General features: G+C 64.9%; 18 protein-coding genes. 11 read left to right on the plus strand and 7 right to left on the minus strand.

Annotation, left to right across the window (positions count from 1 at the left end):
* Nucleotides 1–111: 111 nt before the first annotated feature.
* Complete coding sequence (locus N0B28_RS18070) at nucleotides 112–282, plus strand: PA1571 family protein (RefSeq protein ID WP_167400204.1); 171 nt, start codon at nucleotides 112–114, stop codon at nucleotides 280–282.
* A gap of 119 nt (nucleotides 283–401) precedes the next feature.
* Here N0B28_RS18070 and pdxB read toward each other — a convergent pair whose 3' ends face one another.
* Nucleotides 402–1,544: a 4-phosphoerythronate dehydrogenase PdxB gene (gene pdxB / locus N0B28_RS18075; protein ID WP_088514236.1), complete on the minus strand. Its 1,143-nt coding sequence runs from the start codon at nucleotides 1,542–1,544 to the stop codon at nucleotides 402–404.
* Between the two features lie 136 nt (nucleotides 1,545–1,680).
* On the opposite strand from pdxB, the gene N0B28_RS18080 reads away from it, so the two are divergent.
* The gene (locus tag N0B28_RS18080; RefSeq protein WP_043864663.1) at nucleotides 1,681–3,090 is read left to right on the plus strand and encodes an MATE family efflux transporter; all 1,410 of its coding nucleotides are present in this window, start codon (nucleotides 1,681–1,683) and stop codon (nucleotides 3,088–3,090) included.
* On the opposite strand, the gene tusA is transcribed toward N0B28_RS18080, so the two are convergent.
* Nucleotides 3,087–3,329, minus strand: coding sequence for a sulfurtransferase TusA (tusA, locus tag N0B28_RS18085; RefSeq protein ID WP_043864590.1), 243 nt, complete (start codon nucleotides 3,327–3,329; stop codon nucleotides 3,087–3,089). The two genes, N0B28_RS18080 and tusA, sit on opposite strands and share 4 nt — an antisense overlap.
* 59 nt (nucleotides 3,330–3,388) lie before the next feature.
* Nucleotides 3,389–4,453 carry a 23S rRNA (cytidine(2498)-2'-O)-methyltransferase RlmM gene (gene rlmM, locus N0B28_RS18090; RefSeq protein WP_100633160.1) on the minus strand — a complete coding sequence of 355 codons (1,065 nt, stop codon included), beginning with the start codon at nucleotides 4,451–4,453 and terminating at the stop codon, nucleotides 3,389–3,391.
* Nucleotides 4,454–4,704: 251 nt separating this feature from the next.
* Between rlmM and acnA the strand changes: the two genes are divergently transcribed.
* Complete coding sequence (gene acnA, locus N0B28_RS18095) at nucleotides 4,705–7,446, plus strand: aconitate hydratase AcnA (protein WP_100633159.1); 2,742 nt, start codon at nucleotides 4,705–4,707, stop codon at nucleotides 7,444–7,446.
* A 312-nt stretch (nucleotides 7,447–7,758) separates the two neighbouring features.
* Complete coding sequence (locus N0B28_RS18100; protein WP_043864593.1) at nucleotides 7,759–9,324, plus strand: PAS domain-containing methyl-accepting chemotaxis protein; 1,566 nt, start codon at nucleotides 7,759–7,761, stop codon at nucleotides 9,322–9,324.
* A gap of 40 nt (nucleotides 9,325–9,364) precedes the next feature.
* On the opposite strand, the gene N0B28_RS18105 is transcribed toward N0B28_RS18100, so the two are convergent.
* The 4 genes from N0B28_RS18105 to N0B28_RS18120 form a co-directional block, all read right to left on the minus strand.
* Entirely contained in the window at nucleotides 9,365–10,249 is an 885-nt protein-coding gene (locus N0B28_RS18105; RefSeq protein ID WP_043864664.1) for a pseudouridine synthase, read from the minus strand.
* A gap of 50 nt (nucleotides 10,250–10,299) precedes the next feature.
* The gene (locus tag N0B28_RS18110) at nucleotides 10,300–10,611 is read right to left on the minus strand and encodes a hypothetical protein (RefSeq protein ID WP_043864594.1); all 312 of its coding nucleotides are present in this window, start codon (nucleotides 10,609–10,611) and stop codon (nucleotides 10,300–10,302) included.
* A 70-nt stretch (nucleotides 10,612–10,681) separates the two neighbouring features.
* Nucleotides 10,682–11,113 (minus strand): D-Ala-D-Ala carboxypeptidase family metallohydrolase, encoded by a 432-nt coding sequence (locus tag N0B28_RS18115; RefSeq protein ID WP_196932513.1) that lies wholly within the window; start codon nucleotides 11,111–11,113, stop codon nucleotides 10,682–10,684.
* Nucleotides 11,114–11,239: 126 nt separating this feature from the next.
* Nucleotides 11,240–11,476 carry a glutaredoxin family protein gene (locus N0B28_RS18120; protein WP_043864595.1) on the minus strand — a complete coding sequence of 79 codons (237 nt, stop codon included), beginning with the start codon at nucleotides 11,474–11,476 and terminating at the stop codon, nucleotides 11,240–11,242.
* A 160-nt stretch (nucleotides 11,477–11,636) separates the two neighbouring features.
* Here N0B28_RS18120 and N0B28_RS18125 point away from each other — a divergent pair, with 160 nt between their 5' ends.
* The 7 genes from N0B28_RS18125 (at nucleotide 11,637) to N0B28_RS18155 (ending at nucleotide 18,410) form a co-directional block, all read left to right on the plus strand.
* Entirely contained in the window at nucleotides 11,637–13,595 is a 1,959-nt protein-coding gene (locus N0B28_RS18125) for a monovalent cation:proton antiporter family protein (protein ID WP_275727899.1), read from the plus strand.
* A gap of 261 nt (nucleotides 13,596–13,856) precedes the next feature.
* Complete coding sequence (locus tag N0B28_RS18130) at nucleotides 13,857–14,162, plus strand: YqjD family protein (protein ID WP_043864597.1); 306 nt, start codon at nucleotides 13,857–13,859, stop codon at nucleotides 14,160–14,162.
* Between the two features lie 10 nt (nucleotides 14,163–14,172).
* Nucleotides 14,173–14,541: a phage holin family protein gene (locus N0B28_RS18135; protein WP_043864598.1), complete on the plus strand. Its 369-nt coding sequence runs from the start codon at nucleotides 14,173–14,175 to the stop codon at nucleotides 14,539–14,541.
* Nucleotides 14,538–14,873, plus strand: a complete 336-nt coding sequence (locus N0B28_RS18140; RefSeq protein ID WP_043864599.1) for a hypothetical protein — start codon at nucleotides 14,538–14,540, stop codon at nucleotides 14,871–14,873. The genes N0B28_RS18135 and N0B28_RS18140 overlap by 4 nt, the downstream gene beginning before the upstream one ends.
* 97 nt (nucleotides 14,874–14,970) lie before the next feature.
* Nucleotides 14,971–16,134: an EAL domain-containing protein gene (locus tag N0B28_RS18145; RefSeq protein WP_275727905.1), complete on the plus strand. Its 1,164-nt coding sequence runs from the start codon at nucleotides 14,971–14,973 to the stop codon at nucleotides 16,132–16,134.
* Between the two features lie 62 nt (nucleotides 16,135–16,196).
* Nucleotides 16,197–17,528: a deoxyguanosinetriphosphate triphosphohydrolase gene (locus tag N0B28_RS18150; RefSeq protein WP_054916205.1), complete on the plus strand. Its 1,332-nt coding sequence runs from the start codon at nucleotides 16,197–16,199 to the stop codon at nucleotides 17,526–17,528.
* A gap of 237 nt (nucleotides 17,529–17,765) precedes the next feature.
* Nucleotides 17,766–18,410 (plus strand): response regulator transcription factor, encoded by a 645-nt coding sequence (locus N0B28_RS18155; protein WP_275727908.1) that lies wholly within the window; start codon nucleotides 17,766–17,768, stop codon nucleotides 18,408–18,410.
* Nucleotides 18,411–18,412 lie beyond the last annotated feature (2 nt).

Here is an 18,412-nt window from a genome sequence, read left to right on the forward strand (position 1 = left end):
CCGCTGGAGATTTGTCTGACTTTCTGTTGGACTGGAGGTGTGACAGGGCTGTCATGGTGCGGTCATGTCGCGGATCTAGTCTGAGCTTGCAACCTGATGAGGAGACAGGAAATGAGCTTGCAAAACAGCAATACCCAAGCGCAACGCCCAAGCCATCCGAACCCGGCGTGCGGGTCGATCATCGATGCCCAGGGTCGGGAAATCGAGATCACCGAAGACATGATCAGAAAAGCCTGCGAGGACCTGGAGAAAAGCCGGGTAGAGCTCGCCAAGAAAGCCTGACCCCTATTCAAATCAACCCGGCCCTGGTGCCGGGTTTTTTATGCCTGGTGTAAAGCCCGCTTCGCCGGCAAGGCCGGCGCCTGCAGGGAGACCCGTTGCCGGCCGGCGAAAGCAGTACCTCACACCAACAGGCCACCCAACGCCTTGACCATCTGCTGCAACTGCGGCGCATCACCCTCGATGCGCACCATCAGCCCCTCGATCTCGCGCCGCGGCGGGTACTGTTTGCGCAACACATCGAAGGCCGCGCGCTGGGCCTGCGGGTCACGGTCAAGGCTGCGACGAAAATCCGCATCGTCGCGGCGCGGGTCGTACACCGCACGGCACAGTGTGGCCAGAGCCCAGGCCGGATCGGTTTCGGCCTGCAGGCTGAGCTGCGCCAGCCATGGGCGCGGCAGCAGGTCGGCCAGGCGCACCGTTTCGGCCTCGCCCCGCCAGGCGCAGAACGCCTGGTAGATCTGCGCCGTGCCGCGCTGCTTGCCATCCAGGCTGTAGCCGGCGATATGCGGGGTGGCAATCACGCACAGGTCGGCCAGCGCCTGATCGACCTGCGGCTCGCCCTCCCACACATCCAGCACCGCCTGCACATCGTCACGCGCCTGCAGCAGGCTGCGCAATGCCGCATTGTCGACCACCGGGCCGCGGCTGGCGTTGATAAGCCAGGCGCCGGGGCGCAGTTGCGCCAAGCGCTCGGCGTCCAGCAGGTGCCAGGTCGAATGCTCGCCGCCCTTGGTCAAGGGCGTGTGCAGGCTGATCACATCGCACTCGGCCAGCACCTGCTCCAGGTTCACGTAGTCCCCCCCCTCCTGCGCCTGGCGCAGCGGATCGCATACCCGCACCGTCCAGCCCAGCCCGCGCAGCACCTCCACCAGGCGCCCGCCGACTTCACCGGCGCCAACCACCCCGTAGGTGCGCCGCGCCAGGTCTGCGCCATCCAGCTCGGCCAGGGTCAGCAGGCTGCCCAGCACATAATCCACCACGCCCCGCGCATTGCAGCCCGGCGCGCTGGACCACTGGATACCGGCCTGGGCAAAGTAGTCCAGCGCCAGGTGATCGGTGCCGATGGTGCAGGTGCCGACGAAGCGCACCTTGCTGCCTTCGAGCAGGGCCTGGTCGACGTTTGTCACCGAGCGCACCAGCAATACATCGGCGTCCTGCACGCAGGCGCGGTCGATGCTGCGGCCCGGGTAACGGCGGATCTCGCCGAAGCCTGCGAAGAAGGCATCGAGCAGCGGTATATTCTCGTCGGCAACAATCAGCATGGCGCTCTCCTGTAAGGGAGCGCAGTGTAGGCCCATACACCCGGCTCGATCCAGCCGAGATAAAGCCCGCCGGTGTATTTCCTGACCCGTGCGTCAAGGCGTAGACTAGGCGGTTTTCCGCGCCTTTATTGTGGACATCCGCCCCGTGACACAGTCGAACACCGCTACCACCCGCCTCTCCCGCCCAGCCAGGGTCGGCACTGAAGTACGCAGCCTGCTGCAGTTGGCCACGCCGATCATCATCGCCCAGCTGGCCACCACCGCCATGGGCTTCGTGGATGCCGTGATGGCTGGCCGGGTCGGCCCGCGCGACCTGGCAGCGGTTGCCCTGGGCAACTCGATCTGGGTACCGGTGTTTTTGCTGATGACCGGCATCCTGCTGGCCACCACGCCCAAGGTGGCGCAGCGCTTCGGTGCCGGTCAGCATGCCGAGATCGGCCCGCTGGTGCGCCAGGCCCTGTGGCTGGCCGGCGTGGTCGGCCTGGGCGGTTGCGGCCTGCTGCTCAGCGCCGAGCCGGTACTGCACCTGATGAAGGTCGACCCGGAACTGATCGCACCGTGCATGGGCTACCTGCAAGGCATCGCCTTCGGCCTGCCGGCGGTGGCGCTGTACTACGTGCTGCGCTGCAGCAGCGACGGCCTGGGCCGCACCCGGCCGAGCATGGTGATCGGGCTGAGCGGGCTGATGCTGAACATCCCGCTGAACTACGTGTTCATCTACGGCCACCTGGGCGTGCCAGCCATGGGCGGCGTGGGCTGCGGCTGGGCCAGCGGCATCGTGATGTGGTTCATGGCCCTGGCCATGGCGCTGTGGGTCGGCCGTGCAGCGGCCTATCGCCCGGCCCAGGTGTTCGCCCGTTTCGACTGGCCGCAATGGTCGGTGATCAAGCGCCTGCTCACGGTCGGCCTGCCGATCGGTATCGCGGTATTCGCCGAATCGAGCATCTTCGGCGTGATTGCCCTGTTGATCGGCAGCCTGGGCTCCACCGTGGTGGCCGGGCACCAGATCGCCCTGAACGTGAGTTCGCTGGTGTTCATGATCCCGTATTCGCTGGGCATGGCGGTAACCGTGCGGGTCGGCCAGGCCATCGGTGCCGGCGACCCGCGCCAGGCGCGCTTTGCCGCCGGGGTGGGCATGGGTACGGCGCTGGCCTACGCCTGCTTTTCGGCCAGCCTGATGCTGTTGCTGCGCGAGCCTATCGCCAGCATCTACACCACGGACCTGGCGGTGATCCAGATCGCCTCGATGCTGATCGTGTATTCGGCGCTGTTCCAGTTCTCGGACGCGATCCAGGTGACTGCGGCCGGCGCCTTGCGCGGCTATCAGGACACCCGCGTGACCATGATCCTGACCCTGTTCGCCTATTGGGGCATCGGCCTGCCGGTGGGCTACCTGCTGGGGCTTACCGACCACTTCGGGCCGGCCAGCGGCCCCAGCGGGCTATGGGAAGGCCTTATCGTGGGGCTGACCTGTGCGGCGCTGATGCTGTCGGTGCGCCTGGCGCGCAGCGCACGCAAGCGCATCCGCCAGCAGCGCCGGGGTTAGGCGAGTTTCTTGCGGATCCAGTACAGGTAGGTGCCGGCATCTTCCTGCTGCTGCACCAGTTCATGGTCCAGAAACACACAGAACTTGGGGATGTCGCGGCGGGTCGAGGGGTCGGTGGCAATCACCTTGAGCAGGCCGCCGGGCGCCAGGTCGCGGATGTGCTGGTGCAGCATCATGACCGGCTCGGGGCAGTTGAGGCCGGTGGCATCCAGGGTGGCGTCGGGGGTGAGGTCGGTCATCAGGTACTCCGGGGTCAGCGGTTGTTCGGTGTTGATTGAAGGCCTTGCCGGCGAAGGCCTCAACGCGGTTTCAGATCCAGACGACGCAGGTGACACGTCACCTCTTCACGGTCGTGATACAGCTGCTTGCAGCCGATCGACACCTTGACCTTGCGCGCCTTGAATCCGTCCTCGATACGCTCGAGCAGCCGCCGCACCTCGGCATAGCGCTGCTTCATCGGCAGCTTGAGGTTGACCACCGCCTCGCGGCACAGCCCTTCCCCCAGCCAGGTTTCCAGCAGCGCTGCGCTGCGCGCCGGCTTCTCGACAATGTCGCACACCATCCAGTCCACGGTCTGCCTGGGCTTGTAGGTATACCCGTCGGCCATCAGGTGCTGCACCAGCCCGGTATCCATCAGGCTCTCGGCCATCGGCCCGTTGTCGATCGCGGTCACCAGCATGCCGCGCTTGACCAGCTGGTAGGTCCAGCCACCCGGTGCGGCGCCCAGGTCGACCCCGGTCATGTCGCCCGACAGGCGCTGCTCCCACTGCTCACGCGGGATGAAGTGGTGCCAGGCCTCCTCGAGCTTGAGGGTCGAACGGCTCGGCGCCTCGCGCGGAAACTTCAGGCGCGGGATGCCCATCGGCCACATCGCCGAGTTGTCCGCTGCGGCCAGCCCCACGAACACGCGCCGGCCACTGACGAAGGTCAGCAGCAGACGCGGCCTGGCCGGGTCGTCAACCAGCCGGCCAGCCTTGCTCAAGGCCTTGCACAACGGCGCCTCGAACTTGCGGCAGAAGGTCGACAGCTCTTTGCCGTCATTGGTGTCCATCACCTCCAGCCACACGCTGCCACACACCGGGTAGGCGGCCAGGTGCTCGAGCAGCACGCTGATACGGTCGGTTTCGGGCAACTCGACGAAGCTGCCGCGGGCCCACTGGCGCGGAAAGATCAGCTGCTTGAAACGCAGCTCGCGCATCAGGCGCTCGGCGCCCTCGGCGTCGTTGCACACGAACTCGGCACAGGCGCTCTGCGGCTTGCCCTTGGCATAACCGGCAACCCCCAGGCGTGCGGCATGCTCGGCGATCTCGGCGCACACTTCACCCTCGAAACCGGGCCGGCAATGCATAAACAGGGTATTCATCAACTACTCCAGAACGGCTGGCCTGCACGCCAACCCTGACCGGGCGCAACACCTGCACACGGCAAATCGGCGAATGATAAAGCAGTTTAGGAACTGGCGACACGCCCCGCCGGTCCAGTACATGGTCAGGTCCGCCAAACAGGGCTAACCTGACCGCTTAGCCAGGTCCGTGCCGTGCGGACCGTCACAGAGGCGGTGAACTGGCGACTGCAAGGATGATTGCCAGGCACCGACGCAGAAGGAGTTGGCAGATGCCCTCGCTCGACAGCCTGAAAACCCTCAAGACCCTGACGGTGGAGAACCGTGAATACCATTACTACAGCCTGACCGAGGCCGCCCGCAGCCTCGGCGACCTGCAGCGCCTGCCGATGTCGCTCAAGGTGCTGCTGGAAAACCTGCTGCGCTGGGAAGACGGCAAGACCGTCACCGGCCAGGACCTGCACGCACTGGCCGAATGGCTGCAGCAGCGCCGCTCGGACCGCGAGATCCAGTACCGCCCGGCACGGGTGCTGATGCAAGACTTCACCGGCGTGCCCGCCGTGGTCGACCTGGCCGCCATGCGCGCCGCCATGGCCAAGGCCGGCGGCGATCCGCAGCGCATCAACCCGCTTTCCCCGGTCGACCTGGTGATCGACCACTCGGTGATGGTCGATCGCTACGCCACCGCACAGGCCTTCGGCGAGAACGTCGACATCGAGATGCAGCGCAACGGCGAACGCTATGCGTTCCTGCGCTGGGGCCAGAACGCCTTCGACAACTTCAGCGTAGTGCCGCCGGGCACTGGCATCTGTCACCAGGTCAACCTGGAATACCTGGGCCGCACCGTGTGGACCCGCGAGGAAGACGGACGCACCTATGCCTTCCCCGACACCCTGGTCGGCACCGACTCGCACACCACCATGATCAACGGCCTGGGCGTGCTGGGCTGGGGCGTGGGCGGCATCGAGGCAGAGGCGGCCATGCTCGGCCAGCCGGTGTCGATGCTGATCCCCGAGGTGATCGGGTTCAAGCTGACCGGCAAGCTGCGCGAAGGCATCACCGCCACCGACCTGGTGCTGACGGTGACGCAGATGCTGCGCAAGAAGGGCGTGGTGGGCAAGTTCGTCGAGTTCTACGGCGACGGCCTAGCCCAGTTGCCCCTGGCCGACCGCGCGACCATTGCCAACATGGCGCCGGAGTACGGCGCCACGTGCGGTTTCTTCCCGGTGGACGACGTGACCCTGGACTACCTGCGCCTGTCCGGTCGCCCCGCCGCCACCGTGCAACTGGTGGAGGCCTACTGCAAGGCCCAGGGACTGTGGCGCGAGGCGGGCCAGGAGCCGGTGTTCACCGACACCCTGGCACTGGACATGGACGAAGTCGAAGCCAGCCTGGCCGGGCCCAAGCGCCCGCAGGACCGTGTGGCGCTGTCCCAGGTGGCCCAGGCATTCAACAACTTCATCGGCTTGCAACTGAAGGTGTCGACCAAGGAGGTCGGGCGCCTGGAAAGTGAAGGGGGCGGCGGCGTCGCGGTGGGCAATGCCGACCAGGCCGGCGAAATCGAATACGAGCACGAAGGTGCCAATCACCTGCTCAAGGACGGTGCCGTGGTGATCGCCGCAATCACCTCCTGCACCAACACCTCCAACCCCAGCGTGATGATGGCTGCCGGGCTGGTGGCCAAGAAGGCCGTGGAAAAGGGCCTGCAGCGCAAGCCCTGGGTCAAGACCTCACTGGCCCCCGGCTCCAAGGTGGTGACCGACTACTACAAGGCGGCCGGGCTGACCCCTTATCTGGATGCCCTGGGCTTCGACCTGGTCGGCTACGGCTGCACCACCTGCATCGGCAACTCCGGCCCGCTGGCCGAGCCGATCGAAAAGGCCATCACCCAGGCCGACCTTACCGTCGCCTCGGTACTGTCGGGCAACCGCAACTTCGAAGGCCGGGTACACCCGCTGGTCAAGACCAACTGGCTGGCGTCGCCGCCGCTGGTGGTGGCCTACGCCCTGGCCGGCAGCGTGCGCGTCGACCTGTCCAGCGAGGCTCTGGGCCTGGGCAAGGACGGCAAGCCGGTGTACCTGCGCGACATCTGGCCCAGCCAGCAGGAAATCGCCGAAGCCGTGGCCAAGGTCGATACCGCGATGTTCCACAAGGAGTATGCCGAGGTATTTGCCGGCGACGCACAGTGGCAGGCCATCGAGGTGCCGCAGGCAGCGACCTATGTGTGGCAGGAGGACTCCACCTACATCCAGCATCCGCCCTTCTTCGACGACATCACCGGCCCGCTGCCGGTCATCGAAGACATCCACGGCGCCCGGATACTCGCGCTGCTGGGCGATTCGGTGACCACCGACCACATCTCGCCCGCCGGCAACATCAAGGCCGACAGCCCGGCCGGACGCTACCTGCGCGACAAGGGCGTGGAGCCGCGGGACTTCAACTCCTATGGCTCGCGTCGCGGCAACCATGAGGTCATGATGCGCGGCACCTTCGCCAACATCCGCATCCGCAACGAGATGCTCGGTGGCGAGGAAGGCGGCAACACGGTGCATGTGCCCAGCGCCGAGAAGCTGGCGATCTATGACGCGGCCATGCGCTACAAGGACGAAGGTACACCACTGGTGGTGATCGCCGGGCAGGAATACGGCACCGGTTCCAGCCGCGACTGGGCCGCCAAGGGCACCAACCTGCTGGGGGTCAAGGCGGTACTGGCCGAAAGCTTCGAGCGTATCCACCGCTCCAACCTGGTGGGCATGGGCGTGCTGCCCCTGCAGTTCGCCGAGGGCCAGACGCGCAAGACCCTGGGGCTGACCGGCCATGAGCGCATCGACATTCTCGGCCTCAGCCAGACCCAGGTGCAGCCACGCATGACGCTGACCCTGCGCATCACCCGCGAAGACGCATCGACGCAGCAGATCCAGGTACTGTGCCGCATCGATACGCTCAACGAAGTGGAGTACTTCAAGGCTGGCGGCATTCTGCACTACGTGCTGCGCCAGTTGATCGCGAGCTAGCCTGAAGCAGGCCCGGCGCCGTTGCGCCGGGCCTGCATTGGCCCGCCGTGTGGCCACTGAGTTCGACCTGAACCAGAGGCACTGTGCGGCGTTGCCCGCCTGCTACCTGCCCCCGCGTGAACACCAGGTCACTAGCTGACTAACATGACAAATATATGAAAGAATGCAAACAAGTTGCTTGACTTTGCAGCCTTTCAACTACAACACGAACAGCTAAGGCACCTTGAGCCGGATCAATATTCTTTAAATATCCATTCAATAAAAACGCCTGTCTGCCGATACACCACGAAAGCCTTCCGGATAGAACAGCTTATGCGTAACAATCAGCCGATTACCCAGCGCGAACGGACTTTCCCTGCCCAACAACGTCTGATATCGACCACCGATGCCAAGGGTGTGATCACCTACTGCAACGATGCCTTCGTCGAGATCAGCGGCTTTTCGCGGGAGGAGCTCATTCGTGCGCCACACAACCTGGTCCGGCACCCGGATGTGCCGCCGGCTGTGTTTGCGCATATGTGGAGTACGCTCAAGCAGGGCCTGCCGTGGATGGGCATCGTCAAGAACCGCTGCAAGTCGGGTGATCATTACTGGGTCAACGCCTACGTCACCCCCATCTTCGAGAACAACCAGGTAGTCGGCTACGAGTCGGTGCGGGTCAAGCCCAGCGCCGAACAGATCCGTCGCGCCGAGGCGCTGTATCACCGCATCAATCAGGGCAAGCCACCCATTCCGCGCCGCGACCGCTGGCTGCCGGTACTGCAGGACTGGCTGCCGTTCATCCTGGTCAGCCAGGTCGGCTTCCTGATCGGCAGCTGGCTGGGCCACTCCTGGGGCTTCGCCGTGGCGGCCGCCCTGTCGGTACCGCTGGGGCTGCTGGGCCTGAGCTGGCAGCAGCGTGGCCTCAAGCGCCTGCTGCGCCTGGCCGAACAGACCACCTCCGACCCGCTGATCGCGCAGATGTACACCGACAGCCGCGGCGTGCAGGCTCGCCTGGAAATGGCCATGCTCAGCCAGGACGCGCGCCTCAAGACCTGCCTGACCCGCCTGCAGGACACCGCCGAGCACCTCAACGAGCAGGCGCGCCAGTCCGACACCCTGGCCCACAACAGCTCCTCGGGCCTGGAGCGCCAGCGCGTGGAGACCGAGCAGGTGGCCGCTGCCGTCAACCAGATGGCCGCCACCACCCAGGAAGTGGCCAACCACGTGCAGCGCACCGCCGATGCCACCCAGGAAGCCAACCGCCTGACCGGGCGCGGCCGCGACATCGCCGGCGAAACCCGCGATGCGATCCAGCGTCTGTCGGCTGCCGTGGGCGAAACCGGCCTGACCGTGACCCAGCTGGCCCGCGACAGCGACGAGATTGGTGGCGTGGTCGATGTGATCAAGGGCATTGCCGACCAGACCAACCTGCTGGCGCTCAACGCCGCCATCGAAGCGGCACGCGCCGGTGAAATGGGCCGCGGCTTCGCGGTGGTGGCCGACGAAGTGCGTCAGCTGGCGCAGCGCACCAGTGAATCGACCGGGCAGATCCACGGCCTGATCGCCAAGCTCCAGCAAACCGCCAGCAATGCCGTACAGACCATGGAAACCGGCCATCGCCAGGCCGAGGAAGGTGTGGCACGGGTGATGGAAGCCGACCAGGCGCTGGTGGGCATCAGCGAGGCGGTGGCCAACATCACCGACATGACCACGCAGATTGCCGCCGCTACCGAAGAGCAGACCGCAGTGGCCGATGAAATCAGCCGCAACATCAGCACCATCGCCCAGCTTGCCGACCAGACCTCCGAGCAGGCCCAGCATTCGGCGCTGCTCAGCGAGGAACTGACCCTCACCGCCACCACCCAGTATTCCCTGGTGGAGCGCTTCAACCGTTGACCCGGTGGCGCACAACCTCTGGTTGTGCGCCCACAGCGGTCTACCAGTCCAGTGTCAGCCGGCTTTCGAAATAGCGCTCCTGCCCATCGAGCGGGTCGTTGAAGCGCAGGTTGTGGGCCAGCAGCTTGAGTGGCCTTGCGTAGTCATCGGGGCCCTGCACGATCTGCGGGTAGAACGGATCATTGCAGATACTCGCCCCCAGCGCCGTCATGTGCACCCGCAACTGGTGGGTCTTGCCGGTGACCGGTGACAGGCCGTAGCGCCACCACTCGCCGTTTTTTTCCAGAACCCGGGCAATGGTTTCGCTGTTGCTGACGCCGGGCACCTCCTGCATGCGAAAGAACGGCTCGCCATTGACCAGCCGGCTCTTGTGCACCCGCGGGAACTCCAGCTGCGGCAAGGCGCGGGCAATGGCCTGGTAGTGCTTGTCGATCTGTCGGGTGGGAAACAGCTGCTGATAGGCCGAACGGCTTTGCGGGTTGGCCGAGAACAGCACCAGGCCCGCCGTGTGCCGGTCGATGCGGTGCAATGGCACCAGGTGCGGGTTGTCGAGCCGGCGAATCAAACGGCGCAGCAACGTGTGCTCGACATATTCGCCAGTGGGCGTCACCGGCAGAAAGTGCGGTTTGTCGGCCACCACCAGGTGCTCGTCGACGTGCAGGATATGCTCCTGCACCGGGATCGGCTTTTCGTTGGGTACTTCGCGAAAATAGTGGATACGCAGGCCTGGCTTGTAGGCAAGGCCCACGTCAATCGGCGCGCCCTGGGCATCCAGCACCCGCCCACGGGCGATGCGATCGAGCCATTGTTCACGGCTGATCGCCTTGAAGTGGTCGCACAGGCAGTCGAGCACGGTGGCCCAACTGCCCGGTGGCAGGCAGACAGTGCTGGCCTGGTGCTGGGCCGGATCGAAAGGGACACTCATGGACATGCTCGCCAGTTGGGGGCCGTCCATTATCCGGCATGCCTGCCGGCTCAGCCAGCCCGGGTTGCCGCAGCCTCGGTAAACTCCTTGAGCCAGCGCAGCACATCCACCGCCTCCCAGCGGCCCGGATCGTACAACGCATACATCAGGCCCTGGTAACCGACCACATCCAGCGCCCGGTGGTAACCGGCGCGCTGGAACAATGCCTCGATCTCGGCAAAGCAGGTGTTGAAGTGGATCTTGCTGAAAGGGGTCTTGCCCTCGGTGACCAGGCCATCGAGGCGCAATTCGAGCACGGCCTCGCGCACCTGTTCGACAGCCATGCGGTTGACGCTGTATTTCAATTGTTCGACGTTGACCATCGTCCGGCCCCTCTGGCGCAAGCGCTCACCCGATTACTGTATTTGCATACAGTGTATGAATGAACAGTGCTCACTGCAACCCCGGCAGGTAGCCGGTACCCTCGCGCACCGTCAGCACCTGCTTGCGCCCTGCCCCTTCGGCGATGGCCAGGTGAACCCAGCGGTCGAACTCCAGAATGAGCTGGTCGAACGCCAGACCGCTGTCCAGGATACGTTGCGCCACCACCAGGGGTGAAAGCGCCGCCACGCTGATATCGGCTGCCAGCCCGAGGGTATGCGCACTGCCGCTCACCCCGCCGACACGGCGGTTGAGCTCGTTGCTGCGGTAGGCACTGTTGACGCGGATGGGCTGCCCGAGCAGGCTGCGTACCTGTTCCAGGGTCTGGCTCAGACGGCGCAGGTTGGCCAGGGCATCGGGGCCGGGCTGGTTGGTCAGGCCTTCACGCCGGGCAGTTTCGGAAGCGGTCAGTTCTTCCAGTGTGAAATGCGGACTCAGGTGCATGGTTCGCCACTCCTTGGCGGATGAGACTTCGTCACGGGTGTATGCTGCGCTGGCGATTCTCCAACAGCACCTGCGCCGTTGCATCACAGATTGTGCATCGGCATGTGAACACCCCGCTGGCGAAGCTCAGCTCAGAAACGCGACCACCTGCTCGGTATCGAACGGCCAGAGCAGCTCGGCACCGGAGTCACAGCGACGCAGCACCGGAATCAGCAGGCCGTAGCGCTCGACATCGGCCGGATCATCGGCAATATCGACCAGCTCGACCAGCAGCCCGTGCTCGACAAGCGGCATCAGAATGGCCTCGGCCACCTCGCACAGGTGACAGCCCAGGGTGCCGAGCAGTTGAGTTTCAGGAAGCATGGGAAGTACCGTGAAACGTGAAAAGCGGACCCGTATTCTAGGCCCGTACACCTGGCGGGTCGAGACACCAACGACTGACCTGGGTCAGCCTGCGTGGCCTCGAGCGCTGTAGACTGACAAATTTTTTCGCGCCCGTCGGCATTGCAATGGAGTGTATTGAGTGTTTGCCAACCTGCTGATCATCCTGGCCTCGTCACTGGTGGTCATCGCCATTTTCCGGCGCCTGCAACTGCCCCCCGTGCTGGGCTACCTGTGCGTCGGCCTGTTCGTCGGCCCCACCGCCCTGGACTGGGTCAATGAAAGCGAAGAACTGCCCGACCTCGCCGAAATGGGCGTGGTGTTTCTGCTGTTTTCCCTGGGCCTTGAATTCTCTCTGAGCAAGATGCTCGCCCTGCGCCGCGTGGTCTTCGGCCTGGGCAGCCTGCAGGTGATCTGCTCGGCGCTGCTGCTGGCCGGCCTGCTGGGGCTGCTTGGCATGCCGACCGGGGCTGCCCTGCTGCTGGGCGGCGGCCTGGCGCTGTCGTCCACCGCCATCGTCAGCAAGGAGCTCACCAGCCTCGGCGAAATCTTCAGCAGCCACGGCCAGAACGCCATTGGCGTGCTGCTGTTCCAGGACGTGATTGCGGTACTGCTGCTGACCCTGGTGCCGGTGTTCGCCGGCCAGGGCGGCCAGGCCTGGTACTGGGCGCTGCCGCTGACCCTGGGCAAGACCGTGATCCTGTTCATTGGCCTGCTGCTGGCCAACCGCTGGCTGCTGCCGCGCCTGTTCCACGAGGTGGCCCGCTCGCACTCGGCCGAGCTGTTCGTGCTGCTGGCACTGGTGATCGTGCTGCTGACCGCCTGGCTTACCCACCTGCTGGGCCTGTCTCCGGCACTGGGGGCGTTCCTCGCCGGGATGCTGCTGGGCGAAAGCAACTATCGCCACCAGATCGAAGCCGATATCCGCCCCTTCCGCGACATCCTGCTGGGGCTGTTCTTTGTCAGTATCGGCATGCTCATCGACCTGCAACTGTTTGCCAGCCACGGCCTGGAAATCCTCGGCCTGACCCTGGCCCTGCTGGCCATCAAGGGGGTGGTGGTGGCGGTGCTGGTCAAGCTGCGCGGCAGCGACAGCGAAACCGCCTGGCGCAGTGGCGTGGCCCTGGCCCAGGGCGGCGAGTTCTGCTTCGCACTGATGGCGCAGATGCAACAGACCCGCCTGCTGCCCGAAGACCTCGGGCACCTGCTGCTGGCCGCCACCTTCTGTTCGATGCTGGTCACCCCGCTGATGCTGCGCGGCGCTCCGGCGCTGGCCGCCCGCCTGCATCGCAAACCCAACCAGGAGGTGCAGCTCGAAGAGATCCAGGCACAAAGCGCCTCGCTCAGCGGGCACGTGCTGATCTGTGGTTATGGCCGGGTAGGCCAGTCCATCGGGCGCTTCCTGCGGCGCGAACAGCTGGCCTTCATTGCCCTGGACGACGACCCGGTCAGGGTGCAGGAGGCCGCCGCCGGCGAGCAGCGCGTGCACTACGGCGACTCGCGGCGCGGCGAACTGCTGGCGGCCATCGGCCTGGAGCGTGCCCGGCTGCTGGTGATCGCGGTAGACAAGACCGATGTCGCCATGAGCGTGCTCAAGGCCGCCCGTCACTTCAACACCCAGGTGCCGATCCTGGTGCGCACCCGCGACGACAGCCTGCGCGACGAACTGCGCGCCGCAGGTGCCACGGCGGTGGTACCGGAGTTGCTGGAGTCCAGCCTGATGCTCGCCTCCCATGCCCTGGTGATGCTCGGCGTACCCCAGGAGCGTGTACAGCAGCGTATCGACGAGGTGCGCCAGAGCCGCTATCGCCTGCTGCACGGGTTCTACCAGGGGGCGCAGACCAGCCCGGTCGACAGCGAAGGCCTGCCCAAGGTCATGCTGCATGCGGTCAACCTGGGCGCCGATGCCTATGCCTGCGGACGCCCGCTGACCGAGCTGGGCCTGGACCTGCTCGGGGTGGAAGTACAGGCCGTGCAGCGCAATGGCGAGGAAGTGGCCCTGGCCACCGATACCTGCCTGCATGCCGGTGACGCGGTGCTGCTGAGCGGCCCCTCCAACGCCATCGATGCCTGCCAGGCCCGCCTGCTGACCGGGCGCTAGCGGCTGCCGTGCGCACTACCCTGGCCCGCGATGTGGGGGCCGGGGGCGCGAATGCAGCGCTGACGTGGAGTTTTTTCCGGGGTTTGTCGTGGATTGGGTTATGGTTTATCGACCGGCCGTCGTTTCGCGCCCTGATCTGGCGCGGCCGCCCGGCCTGCTGCACCAAGGCAAGGCAAATGCTGTACCACTGCCGATTGCACTGAACCTTACGCAGCGCTCGGCACTCGAAATGCCAGACGCCCACTTGACACGGAGAGACCCATGGCCCGCAAAACTGCAAAAGACATCCTTCAGGCAGACTTCGAAATCCTGGTACAGGATGCCGAAAAACTGCTGGAGCACTCCGCGACCCTGGCCGGCGATCAGGCCGACGAGTTGCGCAGGCAGATCGAGGAAAGCGTGTCGCGTGCCCGCGAGACCCTCAAGCAGACCCAGGACTCGGTACGTGAACGCAGCCAGGCTGCACTCAGCGCCACCGAGGACTACGTGCAGTCCAACCCCTGGCAATCCGTCGGCATCGCCGCTGGCGTGGGCTTTCTGATCGGCCTGCTGGCCAGTCGTCGCTGAGGTACGGGGTATGGAAACCGAAACCACCGGCTCGTCTTCACGGCGCCTTGGCGCTGCCATCCTTGGTCTGCTGCACGGCCACGTCGAACTGTTCGGCATCGAACTGCAGGAACAGAAGGCGCGCACCCTGAGCCTGCTGCTGTTCGCCGGGCTGGCCCTGGTGTTCGCCCTGCTGTTGCTGACGGCCTTGTCGGCGCTGCTGCTGATTCTGCTGTGGGACAGTTATCGCCTGGCCGGCATCATCGGCCTGTGCGTGTTCTACAGCCTGGCGGCGGTGTTCTGCGGGCTGCGCCTCAAGGCAGCGGTGTTCGACGAGTCCTCGCCGTTCCATGCCACCCTCGAAGAACTTGCCAAGGACCGGGAGCGCCTGTTGCCATGAGCCTGCCTGAATTGCCGCAAACCACCGACCGCCGCGAACTGCGCAAGGCCCTGGTACGCCTGCGCCTGGAAATGCGTCGCCAGGAAATCCGCCACGAATCCGGGCAACTGCTCAAGCCGCTGACACGCCTGCGCGGGGTGGGCGACTCCCTGCAAGGCGGGCTGCAGGGCGGCCTGGGCATCAAGCACGCACCCCTCTGGGGTATCGGCGCCGTGGTGCTGCTGGGCTTTCTGACCGGCAAGGGCGCACGCAACGGCAGCCTGACACGGCTGGCCGGCGTGGGCAGCAGCCTGACGCCGCTGATACGCCTGTTCATGCAGTCAAGGCGCTGAACGCAAACTGGCTGCATTCTTGCAATACGAGGCGGCGGGCCGCAGGCTTGCCGTGCTGAGCATCCGGCCAGCCGTCTCGTAAAAACAAGGAGCCGCCGTGTACGACGGGCACCCGCTCGCCTGCTATCAACCCTTCATCGATACGGCCACTGGCCGCATCGCCGGTATCGAAGCCCTTGGCCGACTGGTTCAGGCCGACGGCCAGCTGCGCTCGGTCGGCCCGCTGTTCATTGACCCGCAAATGCCCACCGCAGCCCTGCGCACCCTCGATCGCACGCTGCGTGGCCAGGCCCTGGCAACCTTCAGCCAGGCACCGGGCGACTGGTTTCTGAGCCTGAACATCTCGCCCCGCTGGATCAGCGAGCTGACTGCCGACGAACCCTTGCCCAGCCTGATGCAGGTACGACAGCACGGCATCGATCCACGCCGGGTGGTCTTCGAGATCACCGAACAGGGCGGCGACCTGCAGCGCCTGGCCGAAGTGGTCACGCGCTATCGCCAGGCCGGCGCGCGCATCGCCATCGATGATTTCGGCGCCGGCTACTCGCAGCTGGACCGGGTGCTGGCGCTGCAGCCAGACATTCTCAAGCTTGACATGCGCCTGTTCCAGGCCGCCGCCCGCGGCGGGCCCAGCAGCGAAGTGGTCAAGGCCCTGGCCCAGATGGCCGAGAAGACCGGGTGCTGGATCATTGCCGAAGGCGTCGAGAACGAGGCCGAGCTTGACTTCGCCCTGGAATGTGGCGCGCGTTACCTGCAGGGCCACCTGTTCGCCCAGGCCCAGGCCGGTTTTTTCGCCAGCGATGCATTCGTCACCCGCTTCGGCCACCTGCGCGAGCGCTACGTGCAGGGCAAGCTGGACGAGCGCGCACGGCTGATGCAGCGCCGCCAGCAACTGGCCGAACTGATGCCCCGGCTGCAGGCCTGGGCGCAGGCCCAGGCCTCGGTCGAACAGTTGCCGAACCTGCACGCCTACCCTTGGGTGCTGCGGTTCTTTCTGTGTGACCGGCACGGCACCCAGCTCACCCCCAATCTGGAATGGCACGCCCAGCACTGGCACGTGAACAACGGCTACCAGGGCCACAACTGGTCATGGCGGCCCTACTTTTATCACCTGCTGGCCGAGGGCTGGGATGAGCGCCGGTTGATCCTGTCCAGCACCTACCGCGACGCCACCACCAACCAGTACTGCATGACCGCCGGCCAGTTCTTCGACGACGGGCGCCGCCTGCTGCTGATCGACCTGGATGCCGATGGCCTCTGAGGGTTGCGGCCACGTCCGGGACACGGGAAGCTAGGGGCCTGCCCCGCACTGGAGAACCGGCCTTGGACTGGCACACACTGCTTACCCGCGAACGCCTCGGCAAAACCCTGCACAGCCCCGAAGAACTCGGGCGCAGCCCCTTCCACAAGGACCACGACCGGATCATCTTCTCGGGTGCCTTTCGCCGCCTGGGGCGCAAGACCCAGGTACACCCGGTCACCAGCAACGATCACATCCACACGCGCCTGACCCACTCGCTGGAGGTCAGTTGCGTGGGCCGCTCGCTGGGCATGCGGGTGGGCGAGACACTGCGCGACAGCCTGCCGGACTGGTGCGCGCCCAGCGACCTGGGCATGGTGGTGCAGTCTGCCTGCCTGGCCCACGATATCGGCAACCCGCCGTTCGGCCACTCCGGCGAGGACGCAATCCGGCACTGGTTCCAGCAGGCCGCCGGACGCGGCTGGCTGGATGCGATGAGCGATGCCGAACGGGGCGACTTCCTCAATTTCGAAGGCAATGCCCAGGGCTTTCGCGTGTTGACCCAACTGGAGTATCACCAGTTCGATGGCGGCACGCGCCTCACCTACGCCACCCTGGGCACCTACCTCAAGTACCCCTGGAGCGCCCGCCACGCCGATGCCCTGGGCTACAAGAAGCACAAGTTCGGCTGCTACCAGAGCGAGCTGCCGTTGCTGGAGCAGATCGCACGCAAGCTGGGCATGCCGCAACTCGAGCCGCAACGCTGGGCCCGGCACCCGCTGGTGTACCTGATGGAGGCCGCCGACGATATCTGCTATGCGCTGATCGACCTGGAAGACGGCCTGGAAATGGAGCTGCTCGACTACGCCGAGGTAGAAGCGCTGCTGCTGGGGCTGGTGGGTGACGACCTGCCGCAAACCTACCGCCAGCTGGGCCCCGGGGATTCGCGCCGGCGCAAGCTGGCGATCCTGCGCGGCAAGGCGATCGAGCACCTGACCAACGCCGCCGCACGGGCATTCGTCGAGCAGCAGCAAGCCTTGCTGGCCGGCACCCTGCACGGCGACCTGGTCGAGCACATGCACGGCCCGGCCAAGCGCTGTGTGCTGCAGGCCAAGGACATGGCGCGCAAGAAGATCTTCCAGGACAAGCGCAAGACACTGCATGAAATCGGTGCCTACACCACGCTGGAGATTCTGCTCAATGCATTTTGCGGCGCAGCGCTGGAACAGCACGGCGGACGCACGCCCTCGTTCAAGCACCGGCGCATCCTTGACCTGCTGGGCAACAATGCGCCCGACCCCAACAGCACATTGCACAGCGCCTTCCTGCGCATGATCGACTTCATTGCCGGCATGACCGACAGCTATGCCAGCGAAATGGCCCGCGAAATGACCGGGCGTTCAAGCCCGATCTGATGCAGTTGACCCGATCAATACGCTGCAACTTCCACGTATGTAACGTAGGCGATTGCAGCCGTATTGATTAGTGCGCAAAACGATATGGCGCGCTTGAAAATCAACTATTTGTAGCCTTGCGCCCAACTTATTGTAGGAATTTTCCCATATTAAGTTTGAGCGCAACTCTATTTACGTGCACGCCTTCCAACTGGGCTATGGTGCGGCTTCTTTATGGCCCCTACCTGGAAGGTGATTATGCACTCCGTATTTATTGTCGACGATCATCCCGTCATTCGCCTGGCTGTACGCATGTTGCTGGAGAACGAGGGTTATCGGGTCACCGGCGAATCCGACAATGGCGTGGACGCCATGCAGATGACCCGCGAAACCGTGCCCGACCTGATCATCCTCGACATCGGCATCCCCAAGCTGGACGGCCTGGAAGTGCTGTCACGCTTCAACAGCATGGCCGTGCCGATGAAGGTTCTGGTGCTGACTGCGCAATCACCCGTACTGTTTGCAACACGCTGCATGTTGTCGGGGGCCTGCGGTTATGTATGCAAGCAGGAGGACCTCAGCGAGTTGCTCAGTGCCATCAAGGCGGTACTTTCCGGTTACAACTATTTCCCCAGCCAGGCAATAAACCCACTTCGCCATCAGGACAGCGGCGACAGCGGCGACAGCGGCGACAGCGAGATGGAACTGTTCAAGACCGTCAATGATCGCGAACTGATGGTTCTGCAACTGTTTGCCCAGGGCAAGAGCAACAAGGAAATTGCGTCCGGCATGTTTCTCAGCAATAAAACCGTGAGCACCTATAAAAAACGCCTGATGCAGAAACTCAAGGCCAACTCGCTGGTGGAACTGATCGAGATGGCCAAACGCAACGCGCTGGTATGAGT

Origin of the sequence: Pseudomonas sp. SD17-1 (assembly GCF_029201585.1) — a bacterium.
GTDB classification, from domain to species: domain Bacteria; phylum Pseudomonadota; class Gammaproteobacteria; order Pseudomonadales; family Pseudomonadaceae; genus Aquipseudomonas; species Aquipseudomonas palmensis.